The sequence below is a fragment of the Mesorhizobium sp. ESP7-2 genome (assembly GCF_020164715.1).
Taxonomy (GTDB): Bacteria; Pseudomonadota; Alphaproteobacteria; order Rhizobiales; family Rhizobiaceae; genus Mesorhizobium.
Map to the genome: position 1 here is coordinate 53,048 of NZ_JAIUGQ010000037.1, position 14,630 is coordinate 67,677.

The following is a 14,630-nucleotide window of genomic DNA, read 5'->3' on the forward strand; positions in this document are numbered from 1 at the left end:
GCGTCGCGATATTTGCTCCGGCGTTAGCGATTGGCGAAAGCCATCGTGACATCCGATCTCCCCCCTTGAGGGGGAGATGTCCGGCAGGACAGAGGGGGGTAAGCAGCGGCGAAGTAAGAAAGAGAAGGCCATGCCATCAGGCATGCGAAATTCAACCTCTATTTGTCAATCCTGCAGCACGCCGCCGGCGCCTTCGAGCGCCTCTCGGGTGTCGACATCGACGGACGCGCCCTCGCCGATCTCGACATCGATGACATCGAGCCCCTCGGCCTCGACCAGATGGCGTGCGCCGGTATCGCCTTCGAGATGGGCGACGGCCGCGAACAGCGAGCGCGGCAGGAGCACCGGATTGCCGCGTTTGCCTTCATGCGAGGCGCGAACCACCGAATTGCCTCCGGCCGCGAGGAACGCATCGATCAGCCGGTCGAGGTCGCCAGGCGCCACGCCGGGCATGTCTCCAAGAACGATCATTGCACCGGCGACGTCTTGCGGCAGATAGGCAATTCCGGCCTTCAGGGACGTGGACAGGCCATCGGCAAAGTCGGGATTGTCGGCGAAGGTGACGTCGAGGCCAGACAAGGCCGCGCGCACCCGCTCGCGCTGATGGCCGGTGACGACGATCGTGCCCGAAGCCTTCGAGGCGAGCGCGCGTTCGGTGGTGCGGCGCACCAGCGGTTGGCCGTCGAACAGCGCCATCAGCTTGTTCGGTCCGCCCATGCGGCTCGACCGGCCCGCCGCCAGAAGCACGATCCCGACCTTGAGCCGGTTTTTGGCCGGCAGCGGCTCGCGCGGCTGCGGCCGCGTCGGTATCTCCATCAGCAGGCCGCCGACGCCCATGCCGGCGATGTCGCGCGCGGTGACATCGAGGCCGGCAATCAACCGGTCGAGCACCCAGTCGAAGCCGTTCTCCTTGGGGCTGCGAGCGCAGCCAGGCGCGCCGATGACGCGCTTGCCGCCGAGCGTGCCGAGCACCAGCAGATTGCCGGGATCGACAGGCATGCCCGCGCGGATGACTGTACCGCCCGCCCTCTCGATGGCCGCCGGAACGACATCGGCGAAATCGCTCATGGCGGAAGCCCCGAAGATCACCACCATGTCGTTGTCACGCGCCAGCGCGATGGCCGCCTCGGCGACAGGGCCAATCTCATGCGGCGTGCGGCGCTCCGCCGTCAGCCTGCCGCCCGAGCGCGCCAGCCTGGCTTCGGTGACGCGCAACGTCTTGTCGAGCACACCAGGTTTGGTGCCCGGCAGTACCGTCTGGATGACACCGACACGCAACGGCCGATAGGCGTTGACGGCAAAGATTTCTCCGCCGGCACAGATTTTCATCACGGCGTCGACCAGCGTGGAAGAGACCGCGAAGGGAATGACCTTCACCGTCGCGACCATCTGGCCCTTCTCGACCGGCGCGTGCCGGGCCAGTGTGGCGATGGTGATGGCGGGATCGACGGCATTGATGGCGTCGATGACAGCGGCATTGACCGTGAAGATACCAGCCGCCCTGGCGTGGAGATTGACCCGACCGGTGGCGGCAGGCTTCGCCTCGATGCCCCCAAAGGTCATGCTCTGCGCAATTCTTTGCGCCGCGGCATCCTCACCGAGATCGTCCGGAGCCAGCACGGCCGCGACGACTTGCGAGATACCGGCCCTTTTGAGTATGGAGACATCTTCGGCGCTCAGCCTGTGCGCCTTGCGAAACCGCTTTTCGCCGGCGGTGGTGGCATGCGCCAGCACCGCCCCCTCGGCCGCCTCGATCGGGATCGGACCGAATTTCACGCCACCGCGCCTTTCGCATCCAGGCCGCGCGAGCGGAAGGCAAGGATGGTCTGCGCGAGAATGGCGACGGCGATCTCGGCGGGGCTTGCCGCCCCGATGTCCAGCCCGATCGGCGCGTGGATACGCGCGATCTGGTCGGCACTCGCGCCCAGCGCCAGCAGACGCTCGACGCGCTTTGCATGCGTCTTTCGGCTGCCGAGCGCCCCGATATAGAAACAGTTGGCGTCGAGTGCCGCCTTCAGCGCGAAATCATCGATCTTCGGGTCATGAGTGACGGCGGCGAGCGCGGTGTAACTGTCGAGCGGCTGGCGCTGCAGCACGTCCTGCGGCCAGTCGGCATGCAAGGCGACGTCGGGAAACCGGTCCGGTGTGGCGAAGGCAGTGCGCGGATCGATGATCTCCAGCGGATAGCCGGCGATCCGGGCCATCGGCGCGAGCGCCTGACTGATATGCACGGCGCCGATCACTACCAGGCGCGGCTGCGGCAGATGCGCATTGAGAAAGAAGGTCCGTCCTTCCGCCTCGACGGAGCCGGAATTGCCGGATCGAAATGCCCTAGCGATCGCCGCTCCGAGATCACCGGCGACCTGATCGCCCTCCCGCACGATACGACCGCGACCATCACCGAGATCGGTGACGAGGATCGCCGCGCGGCGGGCGCGTCGTTCGGCATTGAGCGTTTTCAGCGCATAGGGATCCATCCGAGGTCAGCCCAATCGCTCGACATAAACCTTGATGCGGCCGCCACAGGACAGGCCCACCTGCCAGGCCATCTCGTCGGCAACTCCGAACTCGAGCATTCTGGCCTTGCCGGAGCCGATGACGTCGACCGCCTCGGTCACGACGGCACCCTCGACGCAGCCACCCGAAACGGAACCATGGAAATTGCCATCGGCATCGATGACAAGGTGGCTGCCGACGGGGCGTGGCGCCGAACCCCAGGTCTCGACCACGGTCGCGATAGCGACATCCTTGCCGTCCTTCATCCAGGCTTCCGCGATGATCAGCGGGTCGCGGGCCTCATCGAGATAAATGCTGTCGCTCATCGTTGCTTCTTTCAGGATCTGTTTTTCCAGGGTTCGGGAAACATATGGCTATGCGGCGTGCCTCGCGCCAGCACCCATCCACCGCCGCGGATCGACCGAAAGCGCCGATTTCTTGTCCAGCGAGGCGCAGAGATCGGCGAGCGCGTCGAGATTGTGCACCGAGCGGAATTCGTCGACATGCGGCAGCATCGCCTTGACGCCCCGGGCGCGCGCCTGAAAACCATCGAAGCGCAACAACGGATTCAGCCAGATCAGCCGCCGGCAGGATTTGTGCAGCCGCTCCATCTCTTCCGACAAGCCCACGACATCGTCGCGCTCCAGTCCGTCGGTGATCAGAAGCACCACCGCGCCCTGTCCCAGCACGCGTCGCGACCATACAAGGTTGAACTCGGCCAGCGTATTGCCGATGCGCGTGCCGCCCGACCAGTCCTTGACCGCCGCCGAGCAATCGGCAAGGGCGGCATCGGGATCGCGGTGGCGCATCTGCCGGGTCAAATTGGTCAACCGCGTGCCGAAGACGAAGGTGTGCACGCGCCGGCGCTTTTCCGTCAGCGCGTGCAGGAAATGCAGGAAGATGCGCGTGTACTGGCTCATCGAACCGGAAATGTCTGCCAGTACCACCAGCGGCGGGTGTGTTTCGCGGACCGAGCGGAATTTCGGCAGGATCAATTCACCGCCGGTGCGCGCCGCCGAGCGCATCATGGCACGTGGATCGATGCGGCGGCCGTGTGCATCGACCTTGAACCGCCTCGTCCGCACCATGTCGAAAGGCAATCGCAGCTCGGCGATAGCCTTCTTGGCATCGGCCATCTCGGCAGCGTTCATCTGCGCGAAATCCTTGCCCCGCAACACCTCGTTGCCGGAGAAAGTGAAGCGGGCATCGACCTCGATCTCCGGGATTTCCTGAGGCGTCTGGTTCTTCTGATGACCCTCGAACATCGCCTGGCTGACGCGGTTTTCGGCCGCGCGCGGCTTCTGCTTCTGCCTGACGTCAGGCGCCACCGGCGAAAACATCGCCAGCAGCTTTTCGATCAGTTCGCGCGATTTCCAGAACAGCCTGAAGGCTTCGTCGAAGGTCGGGTGATCCTCGTGCCTGGACACCAGAACGGCGTGCAGCGTCCAGTAGAAATCATCGCGTGAGCCGATGCCGGCGACGAGCACCGCCTCGATCGCGTCCTTGACCGAGGCCGGCCCGACCCGCATACCGGCCTTGCGCAAGGTGCGGGCAAAATAGACGATGTTGTCGGCGATCCGGCCGTCCTCGGTCGCCTCTCTGGGATCGGGACGCGGCGTCTTCATTACCGTTACTCCGCCGCCGCGAGCTCGGCCTTGACCTCGTCGAGGATGCGCCGGCCCTCACCCGCACCGATGCGGGCAATGTCGTCCTGGTATTTCAGCAGCACGCCGATCGTGTCGGACACGGTCTCCGGATCCAGCGCCACCTTGTCGAGTTCGGTCAGTGCACCGGCCCAGTCGATGGTCTCGGCGACGCCCGGCATCTTGAACAGCTCGAGCTGGCGCAGCTTCTGGATGAAGGACACCACTTCGGCCGAAAGCCGCTGGTTGGCCCGAGGCACCTTGCGGCGCACGATCTCCAGCTCGCGTTCCGCATTGGGATAGTCGACCCAGTGATAGAGGCAGCGCCGCTTCAGCGCGTCGTGGATCTCACGGGTGCGGTTGGTGGTGATGATGACGATTGGCGGCTCTTCCGCCTTGATCGTGCCGAGTTCAGGCACCGTCACCTGGAAGTCGGAGAGGATTTCGAGCAGGAAAGCTTCGAACGCCTCGTCGGTGCGGTCGAGCTCGTCGATGAGGAAGACCGGGGCCGCGCCCGTCTTGCCTGTCAGCGCATCGAGCACCGGCCTGCGGATCAGGTATTTTTCGGAGAACACATTGCGTTCCATGGCGGAGCGCTCGACCTTGCCGGCAGCCTCCTCCATGCGGATTTCGATCATCTGTGCGGCGTAATTCCATTCATAGACCGCCGAGGAGATGTCGAGCCCCTCATAGCACTGCAGGCGGATGAGTCGGCGGCCAAGCGCCTCTGCCAACACCTTGGCGATCTCGGTCTTGCCGACGCCGGCCTCGCCCTCGAGGAAAAGCGGCCGTTTCATGCGCAGCGACAGGAAAAGCACCGTTGCCAGCGACCGGTCCGCGACATAGTCCGCGCCGGTCAGCAGATCGAGAGTCTCGTCGATCGTCCGCGGCACGGCGCGCGGTTTCAAGTCGCTCATTCTTTCTCCGTGGGTGCGACCGCCCCACTTTCCAGGACGTGGTAGCCGCGCGCGTGATAGATCAGCGGCCGCAAATTATCGCCCATGCGCAGGCCTGTCACCTTGCCAAAAAGCACACGATGGGTGGCTAGGTCCTTGGTGTCGATCAGCTCGCAGTCGAATACGGCGAGTGCGCCCTTCAGCGTCGGCGCGCCGGTGGAAATCACGTCCCATTCGCCGAGCGCGAAGCGCTCTTCGACCGGCAACCCAGTCATGCCGGAGAACCCAATCGACAGGGGCTCCTGGTGCGAAGCCAGCGTGTTCAGGGCAAATTTGCCGTTCTTTACGAACGGCTCGTTCTTGGGGTTTTCACGGTTGAGGCAGACCAGGATGGTCGGCGGCGTGTCCGACACGGAACAAGCCGCTATCACCGTCGCGCCACGCTTGCCGGCGGGTCCATCGGTGGTCACCACATGGACGTGACCGGCAAAATGGCTCATCGCGTCGCGATAGGCCTGCGGTCCAATATCATTCTTCTTCAGCACCGGAAGTTTTCCATGGCCATTGTTCGCCTGACATATATGGCCAGACATCACATGCCACAAGCGAAGTGCTTGGCCCATATCCCGAATTCGCGTGTTGCACCAAGGCCGGACAGCCTTTAGGTCTTGGCGGGAATTGGTGCTGCGCGCGTGTCGCGGGCTTGGAGGAACGGTTCGGCAGGATGCGATCCGGGGCAACGATATCCATCGCGCTGGCTTGGCTGTTGCTGACCGGCGCCGCCGGCGCCCAGACGCTCACGATCGGCGTCGCCGCGCCCCTGTCGGGACCATCGGCCATCCTCGGCAAGCAGATCGAGGCCGGCGCCGGGCTAGCGGCAGACGCGAACGGCATCCAGCTCAAGACCGTGGATGACGCCTGTACCGGCGACGGCGGCGCTGAGGCGGCCAGGGAGTTCGTGGCAGCCAAGGTCAACGTCGTGATCGGCTTCCTCTGCACGCAGGCGATCGAAGCGGCGATGCCTGTCCTGAAGGACGCCAGCATTCCGGTCATCACCGTCGGCGTGCGAACCGAAAGCCTGACCGACCGCCGCGCCAAGACGGGCTGGCCGGTCTATCGCCTCGGGCCGCGTGGCGATGACGAGCGCAACGCTGTCGCCTCTAACCTCACCCGGCTGTGGCGTGACGAATTGTTCGCCATCATCGATGACGGCACCATCTATGGCCGCGAAATCGCCGAGACATTTCGCGCAGCGGCGGAGCAGGCAGCGCTGAAACCGGTCTTCGTCGACACGTTCCGGCCGCAACTCGACAACCAGATCGGCCTGGTCGGGCGGCTGAAAAAGGCCGGCGCTACGCATGTCTTTGTCGGAGGCGACGGCGACGACATCGCCATCATGGGGCGCGATGCCACCCAACTCCAGACGGGCATCGTTCTTGCCGGCGGTGAAAACCTGCGCACGCCGCCCGGCGACATTCCTTATGCAACGGGCACGCTGATGATCGCGCCGCCCGAATGGGCCGATGTCGCCGACCCAAAAGTGCTGGAAAGCTTCTCCGCGCAAAAAATCGTGCCGGATGGCTACGCCTTGCCGGCCTATGCGGCGGTCGAGATCGCCAAGGCAGCGGCGGTGGACACCGCAAGCTCCGGTAAGCCGCTGACCGACGCACTCACCGGGCATGATTTCACCACGGCGATCGGGCCGGTCCGATTCGACGCCAAGGGCGACCTCAGCCAGAGCCCCTACCGTGTCTTCCGCTTCGACGGCACCCGCTTCGTGCCCTTGGAAAACAACTGATGTTCCGTACAGGCCCGCGCAACCTCATATCAGACGTTGCCGGCCTGCGCGTCGGCAATGCTTCCGATGCCAGGCTGAAATCCGGCGTGACGACTGTCCTTTGCGACGAGCCGGCGGTGGCGGGTGTGCAAATCCTTGGGGGCGCGCCAGGCACACGCGAGACGGATCTGCTGGAACCGCACAATGCTATCGAGACAATCCATGCCGTCGTGCTGTCGGGCGGTTCGGCTTTCGGCCTCGATGCTGCGTCCGGCGTGCAGGCCGCGCTGCGCGAACGCGGCATCGGCTTCGAGGTCAGCGGCTTCCGGGTGCCGATCGTGCCGGCGGCAATCCTGTTCGACCTGCGCAATGGCGGCGACAAGGACTGGGGCCGTTATCCACCCTATCGCGACCTCGGCTACGAGTCGGTACAAGCTGCGGCCGTCGATTTCCAACTTGGCACGGCCGGCGCCGGTACCGGTGCGCTGACTTCGGGCCTGAAGGGCGGCCTGGGGTCCGCCTCGACACTGCTCGACAATGGCGTCACCATCGGTGCGCTGGCCGCCGTCAACCCGACCGGCTCGGTGACCGTCGGCCGCACCCGCCATTTCTGGGCGGCACCCTTCGAAATCGGCGATGAATTCGGCGGGCTCGGTTATCCCTCGCCCATGCCCGAAGACGCGAAGCGGATCTTGCTGAAATACCGCGACAAGAATCACGGGCGGCAGATGGAAACGGGCGGCAACACGACCATCGCCGTCGTCGCCACGGACGCGATCCTCACCAAGGCCGCGGCGAAACGCCTGGCGATTTCGGCGCATGACGGCTTCGTGCGCGCGATCTGGCCGACCCATACGCCGGCCGATGGCGACCTGGTATTCGCGTTGGCCACCGGCAGGAGCGGGATCGAACTCAGCGCCGACGCGGCAGTCGACCTCTATGCCGCGGCCGGCGCCACCATGGCGCGCGCCATCAGCCGTGGCGTGTTTGCCGCGACGCCAGCCGGCAACGATCTGTTTCCCGTCTGGTCGTCGCGACTGGGCTAAAGCCTTCGTTCAAACCGGATTGGATTTTTCTTCCTCGAACGTCACCGCGACATCGGAATTCGCGGACAGCCACACCTTCTTGCCGTCGACCTCGGCAACCAGGGCCAGGGAAATATAGTGGTGATGGCCTTTGTGAGCGCCCTCGCCGCTGTCGGCCTTGGTCAGCTTGATGCGCTGGCCGTCGACCTTGTCGACGGTGCCGATATGCACGCCATCGGCGCCGACGACTTCCATGTGCTCACGAATTTTGCTGGTGTCGGTCATGTCAGGTTCTCCATTGGGGTGGTTGCCATTGGGACTGCCGACAATAACAAATGGCGAGCGGATTGGATGCATCGGCTTTGGTCCGCACGACGTTTTGATTTGGTGGTCAACCGCGTTCAATCTCCTCTCCGGTCCATGCACTCGCCTTCACTCGCCTATGCAATCCGGCTCTATTTCCGCTTGGCCAACCTCTGGTTTGCGCGGCATCAGCGTTGAGCATTTTACCCGCCTCTGTTAGGACGCGACCAACGCAACGCGAAGCTGGAAATCGATCGATATGATCCCTCGCTACTCCCGGCCGGAAATGGTCGCCATCTGGTCGCCCGAAACCCGGTTTCGCATCTGGTTCGAAATCGAGGCCCATGCCTGCGACGCGCTGGCCGAACTGGGCGTCATCCCCAAGGAAGCGGCCAAAACCATCTGGGAAAAGGGAAGCGCGGCGGAATTCGACGTCGAGAAGATCGACGCGATCGAGCGCGTCACCAAGCATGACGTCATCGCCTTCCTCACCCATCTTGCCGAATTCGTCGGACCCGACGCGCGCTTCATCCATCAGGGCATGACGTCCTCGGACGTGCTCGACACATGCTTTGCCGTGCAGCTCACCCGCGCCAGCGACATTCTGCTCGCCGACATCGATGCGTTGCTGGCCGCGCTCAAGCGCCGCGCCTTCGAGCACAAGGACACCGTCACCATCGGCCGCAGCCACGGCATCCATGCCGAGCCGACCACCTTCGGTATCAAGCTGGCGCAGGCCTATGCCGAATTCTCGCGCTGCCGCGAGCGGCTGGTGCACGCGCGGGAGGATATCGCGACCTGCGCAATCTCCGGGGCGGTCGGCACGTTCGCCAACATCGAGCCCTACGTCGAGGAGCATGTGGCTCAAAAGCTGGGACTGAAGCCGGAACCGGTATCGACGCAAGTGATCCCGCGCGATCGCCACGCCATGTTCTTCGCCACGCTCGGCGTCATCGCCTCCTCGATCGAGCGCCTGGCGATCGAGGTCCGGCACCTGCAGCGCACCGAAGTGCTGGAAGCGGAAGAGTATTTTTCGCCGGGCCAGAAAGGCTCGTCGGCGATGCCGCACAAGCGCAACCCGGTGCTGACCGAAAACCTCACCGGCCTTGCCCGCATGGTGCGTTCCATGGCGCTGCCGGCGATGGAGAACGTGGCGCTCTGGCATGAGCGCGACATCTCGCACTCCTCGGTCGAGCGCATGATCGGCCCGGACGCCACCGTGACGCTCGATTTCGCGCTGTCACGCCTGACCAGCGTCGTCGACAAGCTGGTCGTCTATCCCGAGAACATGTTGAACAACATGAACAAATTCCGCGGCCTGGTGCATTCCCAGCGCGTGATGCTGGCGCTGACGCAGGCCGGCCTGTCGCGCGAGGACTCCTACCGGCTGGTGCAGCGCAACGCCATGAAAGTATGGGAACAAGGCGCTGATTTCCTTGAGGAACTTCTGGCTGACAAGGAAGTGACCGCAGCGCTGCCGGAGGCGCAAATCCGCGAGAAATTCGACCTTGGTTATCACACCAAGCACGTCGACACGATCTTCAAGCGGGTGTTCGGAGCGGCGTGAGCTTTGCTTCTCCGCGTTTACGGGGAGAAGGTGCCGGCAGGCGGATGAGGGGCAGCGCCAACTTCGGCGGTTAAAGCTACTCATCGCATTGTGTCAGAAACGACAACCTTGCAACCTCGGCGCCGCCCCTCATTGCCCTGCCGACATTTCTCCCCGTATAGCGACGGGGAGAAAGAAGCTGTGTTGACGCCCAATCAAGCCTTCCCAGGCACGGTCCTGATCACCGTGCCCCAGGGGTCCTCACGGGTCGTTGCGCTGCTCACATTGTCCGAACGCATCTCGACCCAGGCAAGGCCGGAGCGGGACGGGTCGCGGCGGCCGGCGCCGGCGCTCTGCCAGGCATTGGCGCCGATGTGGTGATGGTAATGGCCTGACGACAGGAACACCGCCTGGCCGCCATATTTGGCCACCGTGTCGAACCCGAACTCCTGGTTCCACCAGGCTTCCGCCTCTTCCGGCCTGCCGACGCGCAGATGGACGTGGCCGACAATGCTGTTTTCCGGCGCGCCTTGCCAGCCCGCGTCGCCGGCCGGCACTTCGGCAACGACAGAAGGAATGTTCATCCGCTCGGTCGCCATGGCGATCTTGTCGCCGTTCCATTTCCAGTCCTGCGGGCGGCGGTCGGCATAGATCTCGATGCCGTTGCCCTCGGGATCGGTCAGGTACAGCGCTTCGCTGACCAGATGGTCCGAAGCCCCCTCGATGGCGATCTTGTCTGCGATGGCGTGGTTGATCCAGCGGCCGAGATCGGCGCGGCTGGGCAGGAGGAATGCCGTGTGGAAGAGGCCGGCGCTGCGCGGATCGTCCGGCTTGGCGGACACGTCCGGTTCAAGCACCAGCAGCGGACGGTCGGCTGCGCCCAGGGTGATCGCGCCATCGGCACGGCTCAGTTCCTGCAGGCCGACAACCCGTCGGTAATAGGCCGCGAGGCTTTCGGCATCACGCGCCTTCAGCCCGACCCGGGCGACGCTCACCGGCGTGGTAGCGGCAAATGGCAGTTCGCTCATCATTGTCTCCGTTGCGGCAACGTTTCGCGAAGTTCCCAAAGCCAGGAGCCCGGCGCCGCCGATCATTGTACGTCGTGTCAGCGCCAAAATCCCGGTCCTCCACGGCTGTTTCTTTCCCAACAGACATCGTCGATCGCCATCGTTCACACAAGAGAGCGAAAAGCGAACATGGTGTTCACCATTGCGAGCGTAGGGCGCGTCCATCAACGGTTGCATCAGACAATCGCGCTCGCTATCTCAGCGCCATGAAAGTCAAAGACGCAGATATTCTGATCATCCCCGGATACACCAATTCCGGACCCGAGCATTGGCAGACTCGCTGGCAATCGAAGCTGTCGACGGCGCGACGCGTGGAACAGGCGGAGTGGTCGAAGCCGGTGCGCGAGGACTGGACGGCGAGCGTGGCCAAGGCGGTCAACGAGGCGCAGAGAGCTGTCGTTCTCGTCGCCCATTCACTGGGAGTGGCCGCGGCCGTACAAGCCATTCCGCAATTTCAAAAGCCGGTCGCCGGCGCCTTCTTCGTAGCGCCGCCCGACGTCGCCAACCCCACGATCAAACCGAGGCATCTGATGACCTTCGGCCCTTATCCGCGCGAGCCGCTGCCGTTTCCGTCCATCGTGATCGCCAGCCGCAACGATCCCTTTTGCCCCTTCGATGTAGCCGAGGACATCGCCGGCGCCTGGGGCTCGCTGTTCATCGACGCCGGCGAGACCGGTCATCTCAGCGAGGATTCAGGTTTTGGCCCCTGGCCCGAGGGATCGATGACCTTCGCCAAGTTCCTGACGGACCTGAAGGCTTAGAGCGGTTCAGCGCTTGATAGAATCGCCGACCCGCTCTAACTCTTTGTTTTCACGCAATTCCCTAGGGAAAGCGCTACGCGCTTTTCCCGGGAAAACCATTACACACTTTTCCTGGAATTGCTCTGGCGTCAGGCGCCAATCGAATCCTTGATGCCCTTGAGCAAGGTCTTTGCTCCCAGCGAAATCAGCGCATGCTCGGACCCCGTGGCGAGCAGGCGGTAGCCCATCGACACGACGCGGCCGGCGATAGCCGGTTCGACGACGTAGATCGCGGCATGCTTGCCGGCCTTGCGGGTGCGCTCGGCAACCGAGGCCACCGTCTCCATCATGCTTTCCAGCGTGGAATTGACCGTGGCGCCGTTGGTCCAGGCGATCGAGAAATCGGATGGCCCGAGGAAAATGCCATCGATGCCCGGCGTATCGAGGATGCCGTCGAGCGCATCGAGCGCGGCGCGCGTCTCGACCATCGCAAACGCCATGGTGCGCTGATTGGTGTCACGCAGCCATTCGGCATAGTCCCCCTTGCCATGGCGGGGGAAGGCATAGGTCGGGCCCCACGAGCGCTCGCCGAGCGGGGGATATTTCATGGCGGCGGCGAACAGCTTTGCATCGGCCACCGAGTTGACCATCGGCGCAATGACCGCTTCGGCGCCGAAATCGAGGGCACGGCTGGCCATGTCGAAACGGCCAACGGGAATGCGCACCAGCGCCGGCTTGCCCACAGCCAGTACCGGTGCCAGGCCGCGCAGGACGCTGTCCTCGTGATGGCCGCCATGCTGCATGTCGAGTGTGACGGCATCGAAGTCCTGCCTGGCGAGGATCTCCACGGTCAGGGCATCCGGCACGCCCGACCAGGCGGTGACCAGCGTTTCATCGGCGGCAAGACGGGACTTCAGGGACATCTAATCTCTTCCTTGTTAACGCCGGCAGTTTCAGCCGGAAACCGCCGCAAAGGCAAAGAAAAACCGCCCGGATCGGCCGGGCGGTCGATTGGTCCAGTAAGAGGCCGGATCAGGTGTTCCTGATCTGCTCGATCGCCTGCGCCATCAGTTCGTCCATGGTGCGGCGGATCTGGTGATCGGACTGGTCGACGCCCGCAGCGTCGAAATCCTTGCGGATCTTGCGGAACACGTCATGGTCCCCGGCTTCCTCGATGTCGGAAACAACGACTTCCCTGGCGTAGGCGTCGGCGTCAGGGCCGGATTTTCCGAGCTTTTCGGCGGCCCACAAACCAAGCGCCTTGTTGCGCCGCGCCGAGGCCTTGAACCGAAGCTCTTCGTCGAGTGCAAATTTGCGCTCGAAGCCCTCTTCGCGGTCTTTCATGCTGCTCATGGCGTCCCTCCGGGTCAAATCCGATTCGTTGGCGGGTGAATATGTGTGTTGCCGAAGCACAAACCAAAAGGTCGCGGGCCGGTCAATATGCTTCGTCATATGCTGCGCTGCGGCATTTCAGTCCCGAAAGCGGTTGATTGGAAGGATTTGCCGATTGAGCAAACGGTGTGATTGGGATAGACCCGGCATTGAACGTCACCGTCGCCGCATTAATTCAGGCGGACGGGCAGGTAGTGGTCGCTTGCCGCCTGCCCGCAAATCCAGAGAAAAATTCAAATGAAAAATCGCCGCCGCATTTATGAAGGCAAGGCCAAGATCCTCTATGAAGGACCCGAGCCGGGCACGCTGATCCAGTTCTTCAAGGACGACGCAACCGCGTTCAACAAGAAGAAGCACGAGGTCATCGACGGCAAGGGCGTACTCAACAACCGCATTTCCGAATACATATTCAACCATTTGAACCGCATGGGCATTCCGACCCACTTCATCCGCCGGCTCAACATGCGCGAGCAGTTGATCAAGGAAGTCGAGATCATCCCGCTCGAAGTGGTGGTGCGCAATGTCGCCGCCGGTTCGCTGTCCAAGCGCCTCGGCATCGAGGAAGGCACCGTCCTGCCGCGCTCGATCATCGAATTCTACTACAAGGCCGACGCGCTCGACGATCCGATGGTTTCGGAAGAGCACATCACGGCGTTCGGCTGGGCAAGCCCTCAGGAGATCGACGACGTCATGGCGCTCGCCATCCGCGTCAACGATTTCCTCTCCGGCTTGTTCATGGGCGTCGGAATCCAGCTCGTCGACTTCAAGATCGAGTGCGGCCGCCTGTTCGAGGGCGACATGATGCGCATCGTCGTGGCCGACGAGATTTCGCCGGACTCCTGCCGCCTGTGGGACGTGGCGACGCAGGACAAGCTCGACAAGGACCGTTTCCGCCGCGACATGGGTGGCCTCGTCGAGGCCTATCAGGAAGTCGCCCGCCGCCTCGGCATCATGAACGAGAACGAGCCGCCGCGTCCCACCGGTCCGGTGCTGGTCGCCTCGACCGACGGCCTCAAAGGCAAGCCGCACTGACAGCGGCTTGCAACCCGATATTCAGAACAGGAGCACGTCCAGCGTGATCAAGGCCCGCATTACCGTCACCCTCAAGAACGGCGTTCTCGACCCGCAAGGCAAGGCAATCGAACACGCGCTGTCGGGACTGGGCTTCGAAGGCGTCGGAGCGGTGCGGCAGGGCAAGGTGTTCGACGTCGAACTGGCGGAAAGCGACAAGGCCAAGGCCGAAGCCGATCTGAAAGCCATGTGCGACAAGCTGCTGGCAAATACGGTGATTGAGAATTATAGTGTGACGCTTACCTGAGGTTGTACCAGAGGGACTGGTGGCCGAGATCGATAGAAGTTTGATCTCTGAAGTCCTCAAGTCGATTCAGTCGCGCTGGGACAGGATGGATTGACGCTTGGAGAGGTTAAATCCGAGCTTGGCTCCATCCGAGGTCCTCTGATAGCATTGAGAGTGACGTGAAGAACATCTATGGTGTGCTCGCTCGTCAGAATGATCGGGTTGAACGTATCGAACGGGCGACTAGAGAGCACCTAAAACGACGGCCAACTTGTAAACAGCGTGCGTTCCTATGATTAGCAAACCTGCCGCAGCTATCATATAAAATGCCCACGTTGGCTTCTTTGCCGACTGATATACGTCGCTGTACTTAGCACTACTTTGGCAGATTTTTAGTTCTGGGAGCGTTTTGAGGATTCCCAAGAGCGGTTTTGCGTGATTCATGAGA

General features: G+C 63.1%; 17 protein-coding genes. 6 read left to right on the forward strand and 11 right to left on the reverse strand.

All coding sequences use genetic code 11. From position 1 onward, the window contains the following. Positions 1-165: 165 nt before the first annotated feature. Genes LB543_RS26680 through LB543_RS26705 form a run of 6 tightly spaced genes read right to left on the reverse strand, consistent with a single transcriptional unit; the run spans position 166 to position 5,580 of the window. Positions 166-1,776 (reverse strand): NTP transferase domain-containing protein, encoded by a 1,611-nt coding sequence (locus tag LB543_RS26680; RefSeq protein WP_224616272.1) that lies wholly within the window; start codon positions 1,774-1,776, stop codon positions 166-168. Continuing rightward, entirely contained in the window at positions 1,773-2,477 is a 705-nt protein-coding gene (locus tag LB543_RS26685) for an XdhC family protein (RefSeq protein ID WP_224616273.1), read from the reverse strand. The genes LB543_RS26680 and LB543_RS26685 overlap by 4 nt, the downstream gene beginning before the upstream one ends. Before the next feature lie 6 nt (positions 2,478-2,483). Then, positions 2,484-2,822 carry an XdhC family protein gene (locus LB543_RS26690; protein WP_224616274.1) on the reverse strand — a complete coding sequence of 113 codons (339 nt, stop codon included), beginning with the start codon at positions 2,820-2,822 and terminating at the stop codon, positions 2,484-2,486. A 48-nt stretch (positions 2,823-2,870) separates the two neighbouring features. After that, a complete protein-coding gene (locus tag LB543_RS26695) occupies positions 2,871-4,121 on the reverse strand; it encodes a vWA domain-containing protein (RefSeq protein ID WP_224616275.1) in 1,251 nt (416 codons plus the stop codon). A 5-nt stretch (positions 4,122-4,126) separates the two neighbouring features. Further along, the gene (locus LB543_RS26700) at positions 4,127-5,056 is read right to left on the reverse strand and encodes an AAA family ATPase (protein ID WP_140812874.1); all 930 of its coding nucleotides are present in this window, start codon (positions 5,054-5,056) and stop codon (positions 4,127-4,129) included. Continuing rightward, positions 5,053-5,580, reverse strand: coding sequence for a flavin reductase (locus LB543_RS26705; RefSeq protein WP_224616276.1), 528 nt, complete (start codon positions 5,578-5,580; stop codon positions 5,053-5,055). The genes LB543_RS26700 and LB543_RS26705 overlap by 4 nt, the downstream gene beginning before the upstream one ends. Positions 5,581-5,759: 179 nt before the next feature. Between LB543_RS26705 and LB543_RS26710 the strand changes: the two genes are divergently transcribed. After that, complete coding sequence (locus tag LB543_RS26710; RefSeq protein ID WP_224616277.1) at positions 5,760-6,833, forward strand: branched-chain amino acid ABC transporter substrate-binding protein; 1,074 nt, start codon at positions 5,760-5,762, stop codon at positions 6,831-6,833. Then, complete coding sequence (locus tag LB543_RS26715; protein WP_224616278.1) at positions 6,833-7,858, forward strand: P1 family peptidase; 1,026 nt, start codon at positions 6,833-6,835, stop codon at positions 7,856-7,858. The genes LB543_RS26710 and LB543_RS26715 overlap by 1 nt, the downstream gene beginning before the upstream one ends. Before the next feature lie 9 nt (positions 7,859-7,867). On the opposite strand, the gene LB543_RS26720 is transcribed toward LB543_RS26715, so the two are convergent. After that, entirely contained in the window at positions 7,868-8,122 is a 255-nt protein-coding gene (locus LB543_RS26720; RefSeq protein ID WP_140755758.1) for a DUF2171 domain-containing protein, read from the reverse strand. A 277-nt stretch (positions 8,123-8,399) separates the two neighbouring features. Between LB543_RS26720 and purB the strand changes: the two genes are divergently transcribed. Continuing rightward, complete coding sequence (gene purB / locus LB543_RS26725; RefSeq protein WP_224593818.1) at positions 8,400-9,707, forward strand: adenylosuccinate lyase; 1,308 nt, start codon at positions 8,400-8,402, stop codon at positions 9,705-9,707. A gap of 194 nt (positions 9,708-9,901) precedes the next feature. Here purB and LB543_RS26730 read toward each other — a convergent pair whose 3' ends face one another. After that, positions 9,902-10,714, reverse strand: a complete 813-nt coding sequence (locus LB543_RS26730; RefSeq protein WP_140755154.1) for a VOC family protein — start codon at positions 10,712-10,714, stop codon at positions 9,902-9,904. Between the two features lie 245 nt (positions 10,715-10,959). Here LB543_RS26730 and LB543_RS26735 point away from each other — a divergent pair, with 245 nt between their 5' ends. After that, entirely contained in the window at positions 10,960-11,514 is a 555-nt protein-coding gene (locus LB543_RS26735; protein WP_140755156.1) for an RBBP9/YdeN family alpha/beta hydrolase, read from the forward strand. A 128-nt stretch (positions 11,515-11,642) separates the two neighbouring features. On the opposite strand, the gene LB543_RS26740 is transcribed toward LB543_RS26735, so the two are convergent. Continuing rightward, positions 11,643-12,416 (reverse strand): HpcH/HpaI aldolase family protein, encoded by a 774-nt coding sequence (locus tag LB543_RS26740; RefSeq protein ID WP_224593812.1) that lies wholly within the window; start codon positions 12,414-12,416, stop codon positions 11,643-11,645. 109 nt (positions 12,417-12,525) lie between these two features. Continuing rightward, positions 12,526-12,846 carry a DUF1476 domain-containing protein gene (locus tag LB543_RS26745; RefSeq protein ID WP_224593809.1) on the reverse strand — a complete coding sequence of 107 codons (321 nt, stop codon included), beginning with the start codon at positions 12,844-12,846 and terminating at the stop codon, positions 12,526-12,528. 276 nt (positions 12,847-13,122) lie between these two features. Here LB543_RS26745 and purC point away from each other — a divergent pair, with 276 nt between their 5' ends. Then, on the forward strand, positions 13,123-13,917 hold the full coding sequence (purC, locus tag LB543_RS26750) for a phosphoribosylaminoimidazolesuccinocarboxamide synthase (protein WP_013532127.1): 795 nt from the start codon (positions 13,123-13,125) through the stop codon (positions 13,915-13,917). Positions 13,918-13,960: 43 nt separating this feature from the next. Next, positions 13,961-14,203: a phosphoribosylformylglycinamidine synthase subunit PurS gene (gene purS, locus LB543_RS26755; protein WP_140755162.1), complete on the forward strand. Its 243-nt coding sequence runs from the start codon at positions 13,961-13,963 to the stop codon at positions 14,201-14,203. Between the two features lie 222 nt (positions 14,204-14,425). Here the strand turns inward: purS and LB543_RS26760 are convergent. Beyond that, positions 14,426-14,630: hypothetical protein (locus tag LB543_RS26760; RefSeq protein ID WP_224616279.1), on the reverse strand; the 205-nt coding region annotated here is incomplete at its 5' end.

Bases quoted from the DNA above. Each gene is read 5' to 3' on its own strand.
- LB543_RS26685 (WP_224616273.1), bottom strand. From the start codon at position 2,477: ATGGATCCCTATGCGCTGAAAACGCTCAATGCCGAACGACGCGCCCGC.
- LB543_RS26690 (WP_224616274.1), bottom strand. From the start codon at position 2,822: ATGAGCGACAGCATTTATCTCGATGAGGCCCGCGACCCGCTGATCATC.
- LB543_RS26695 (WP_224616275.1), bottom strand. From the start codon at position 4,121: ATGAAGACGCCGCGTCCCGATCCCAGAGAGGCGACCGAGGACGGCCGG.
- LB543_RS26700 (WP_140812874.1), bottom strand. From the start codon at position 5,056: ATGAGCGACTTGAAACCGCGCGCCGTGCCGCGGACGATCGACGAGACT.
- LB543_RS26710 (WP_224616277.1), top strand. From the start codon at position 5,760: ATGCGATCCGGGGCAACGATATCCATCGCGCTGGCTTGGCTGTTGCTG.
- LB543_RS26715 (WP_224616278.1), top strand. From the start codon at position 6,833: ATGTTCCGTACAGGCCCGCGCAACCTCATATCAGACGTTGCCGGCCTG.
- LB543_RS26720 (WP_140755758.1), bottom strand. From the start codon at position 8,122: ATGACCGACACCAGCAAAATTCGTGAGCACATGGAAGTCGTCGGCGCC.
- purB (WP_224593818.1), top strand. From the start codon at position 8,400: ATGATCCCTCGCTACTCCCGGCCGGAAATGGTCGCCATCTGGTCGCCC.
- LB543_RS26730 (WP_140755154.1), bottom strand. From the start codon at position 10,714: ATGAGCGAACTGCCATTTGCCGCTACCACGCCGGTGAGCGTCGCCCGG.
- LB543_RS26735 (WP_140755156.1), top strand. From the start codon at position 10,960: ATGAAAGTCAAAGACGCAGATATTCTGATCATCCCCGGATACACCAAT.
- LB543_RS26740 (WP_224593812.1), bottom strand. From the start codon at position 12,416: ATGTCCCTGAAGTCCCGTCTTGCCGCCGATGAAACGCTGGTCACCGCC.
- LB543_RS26745 (WP_224593809.1), bottom strand. From the start codon at position 12,846: ATGAGCAGCATGAAAGACCGCGAAGAGGGCTTCGAGCGCAAATTTGCA.
- purC (WP_013532127.1), top strand. From the start codon at position 13,123: ATGAAAAATCGCCGCCGCATTTATGAAGGCAAGGCCAAGATCCTCTAT.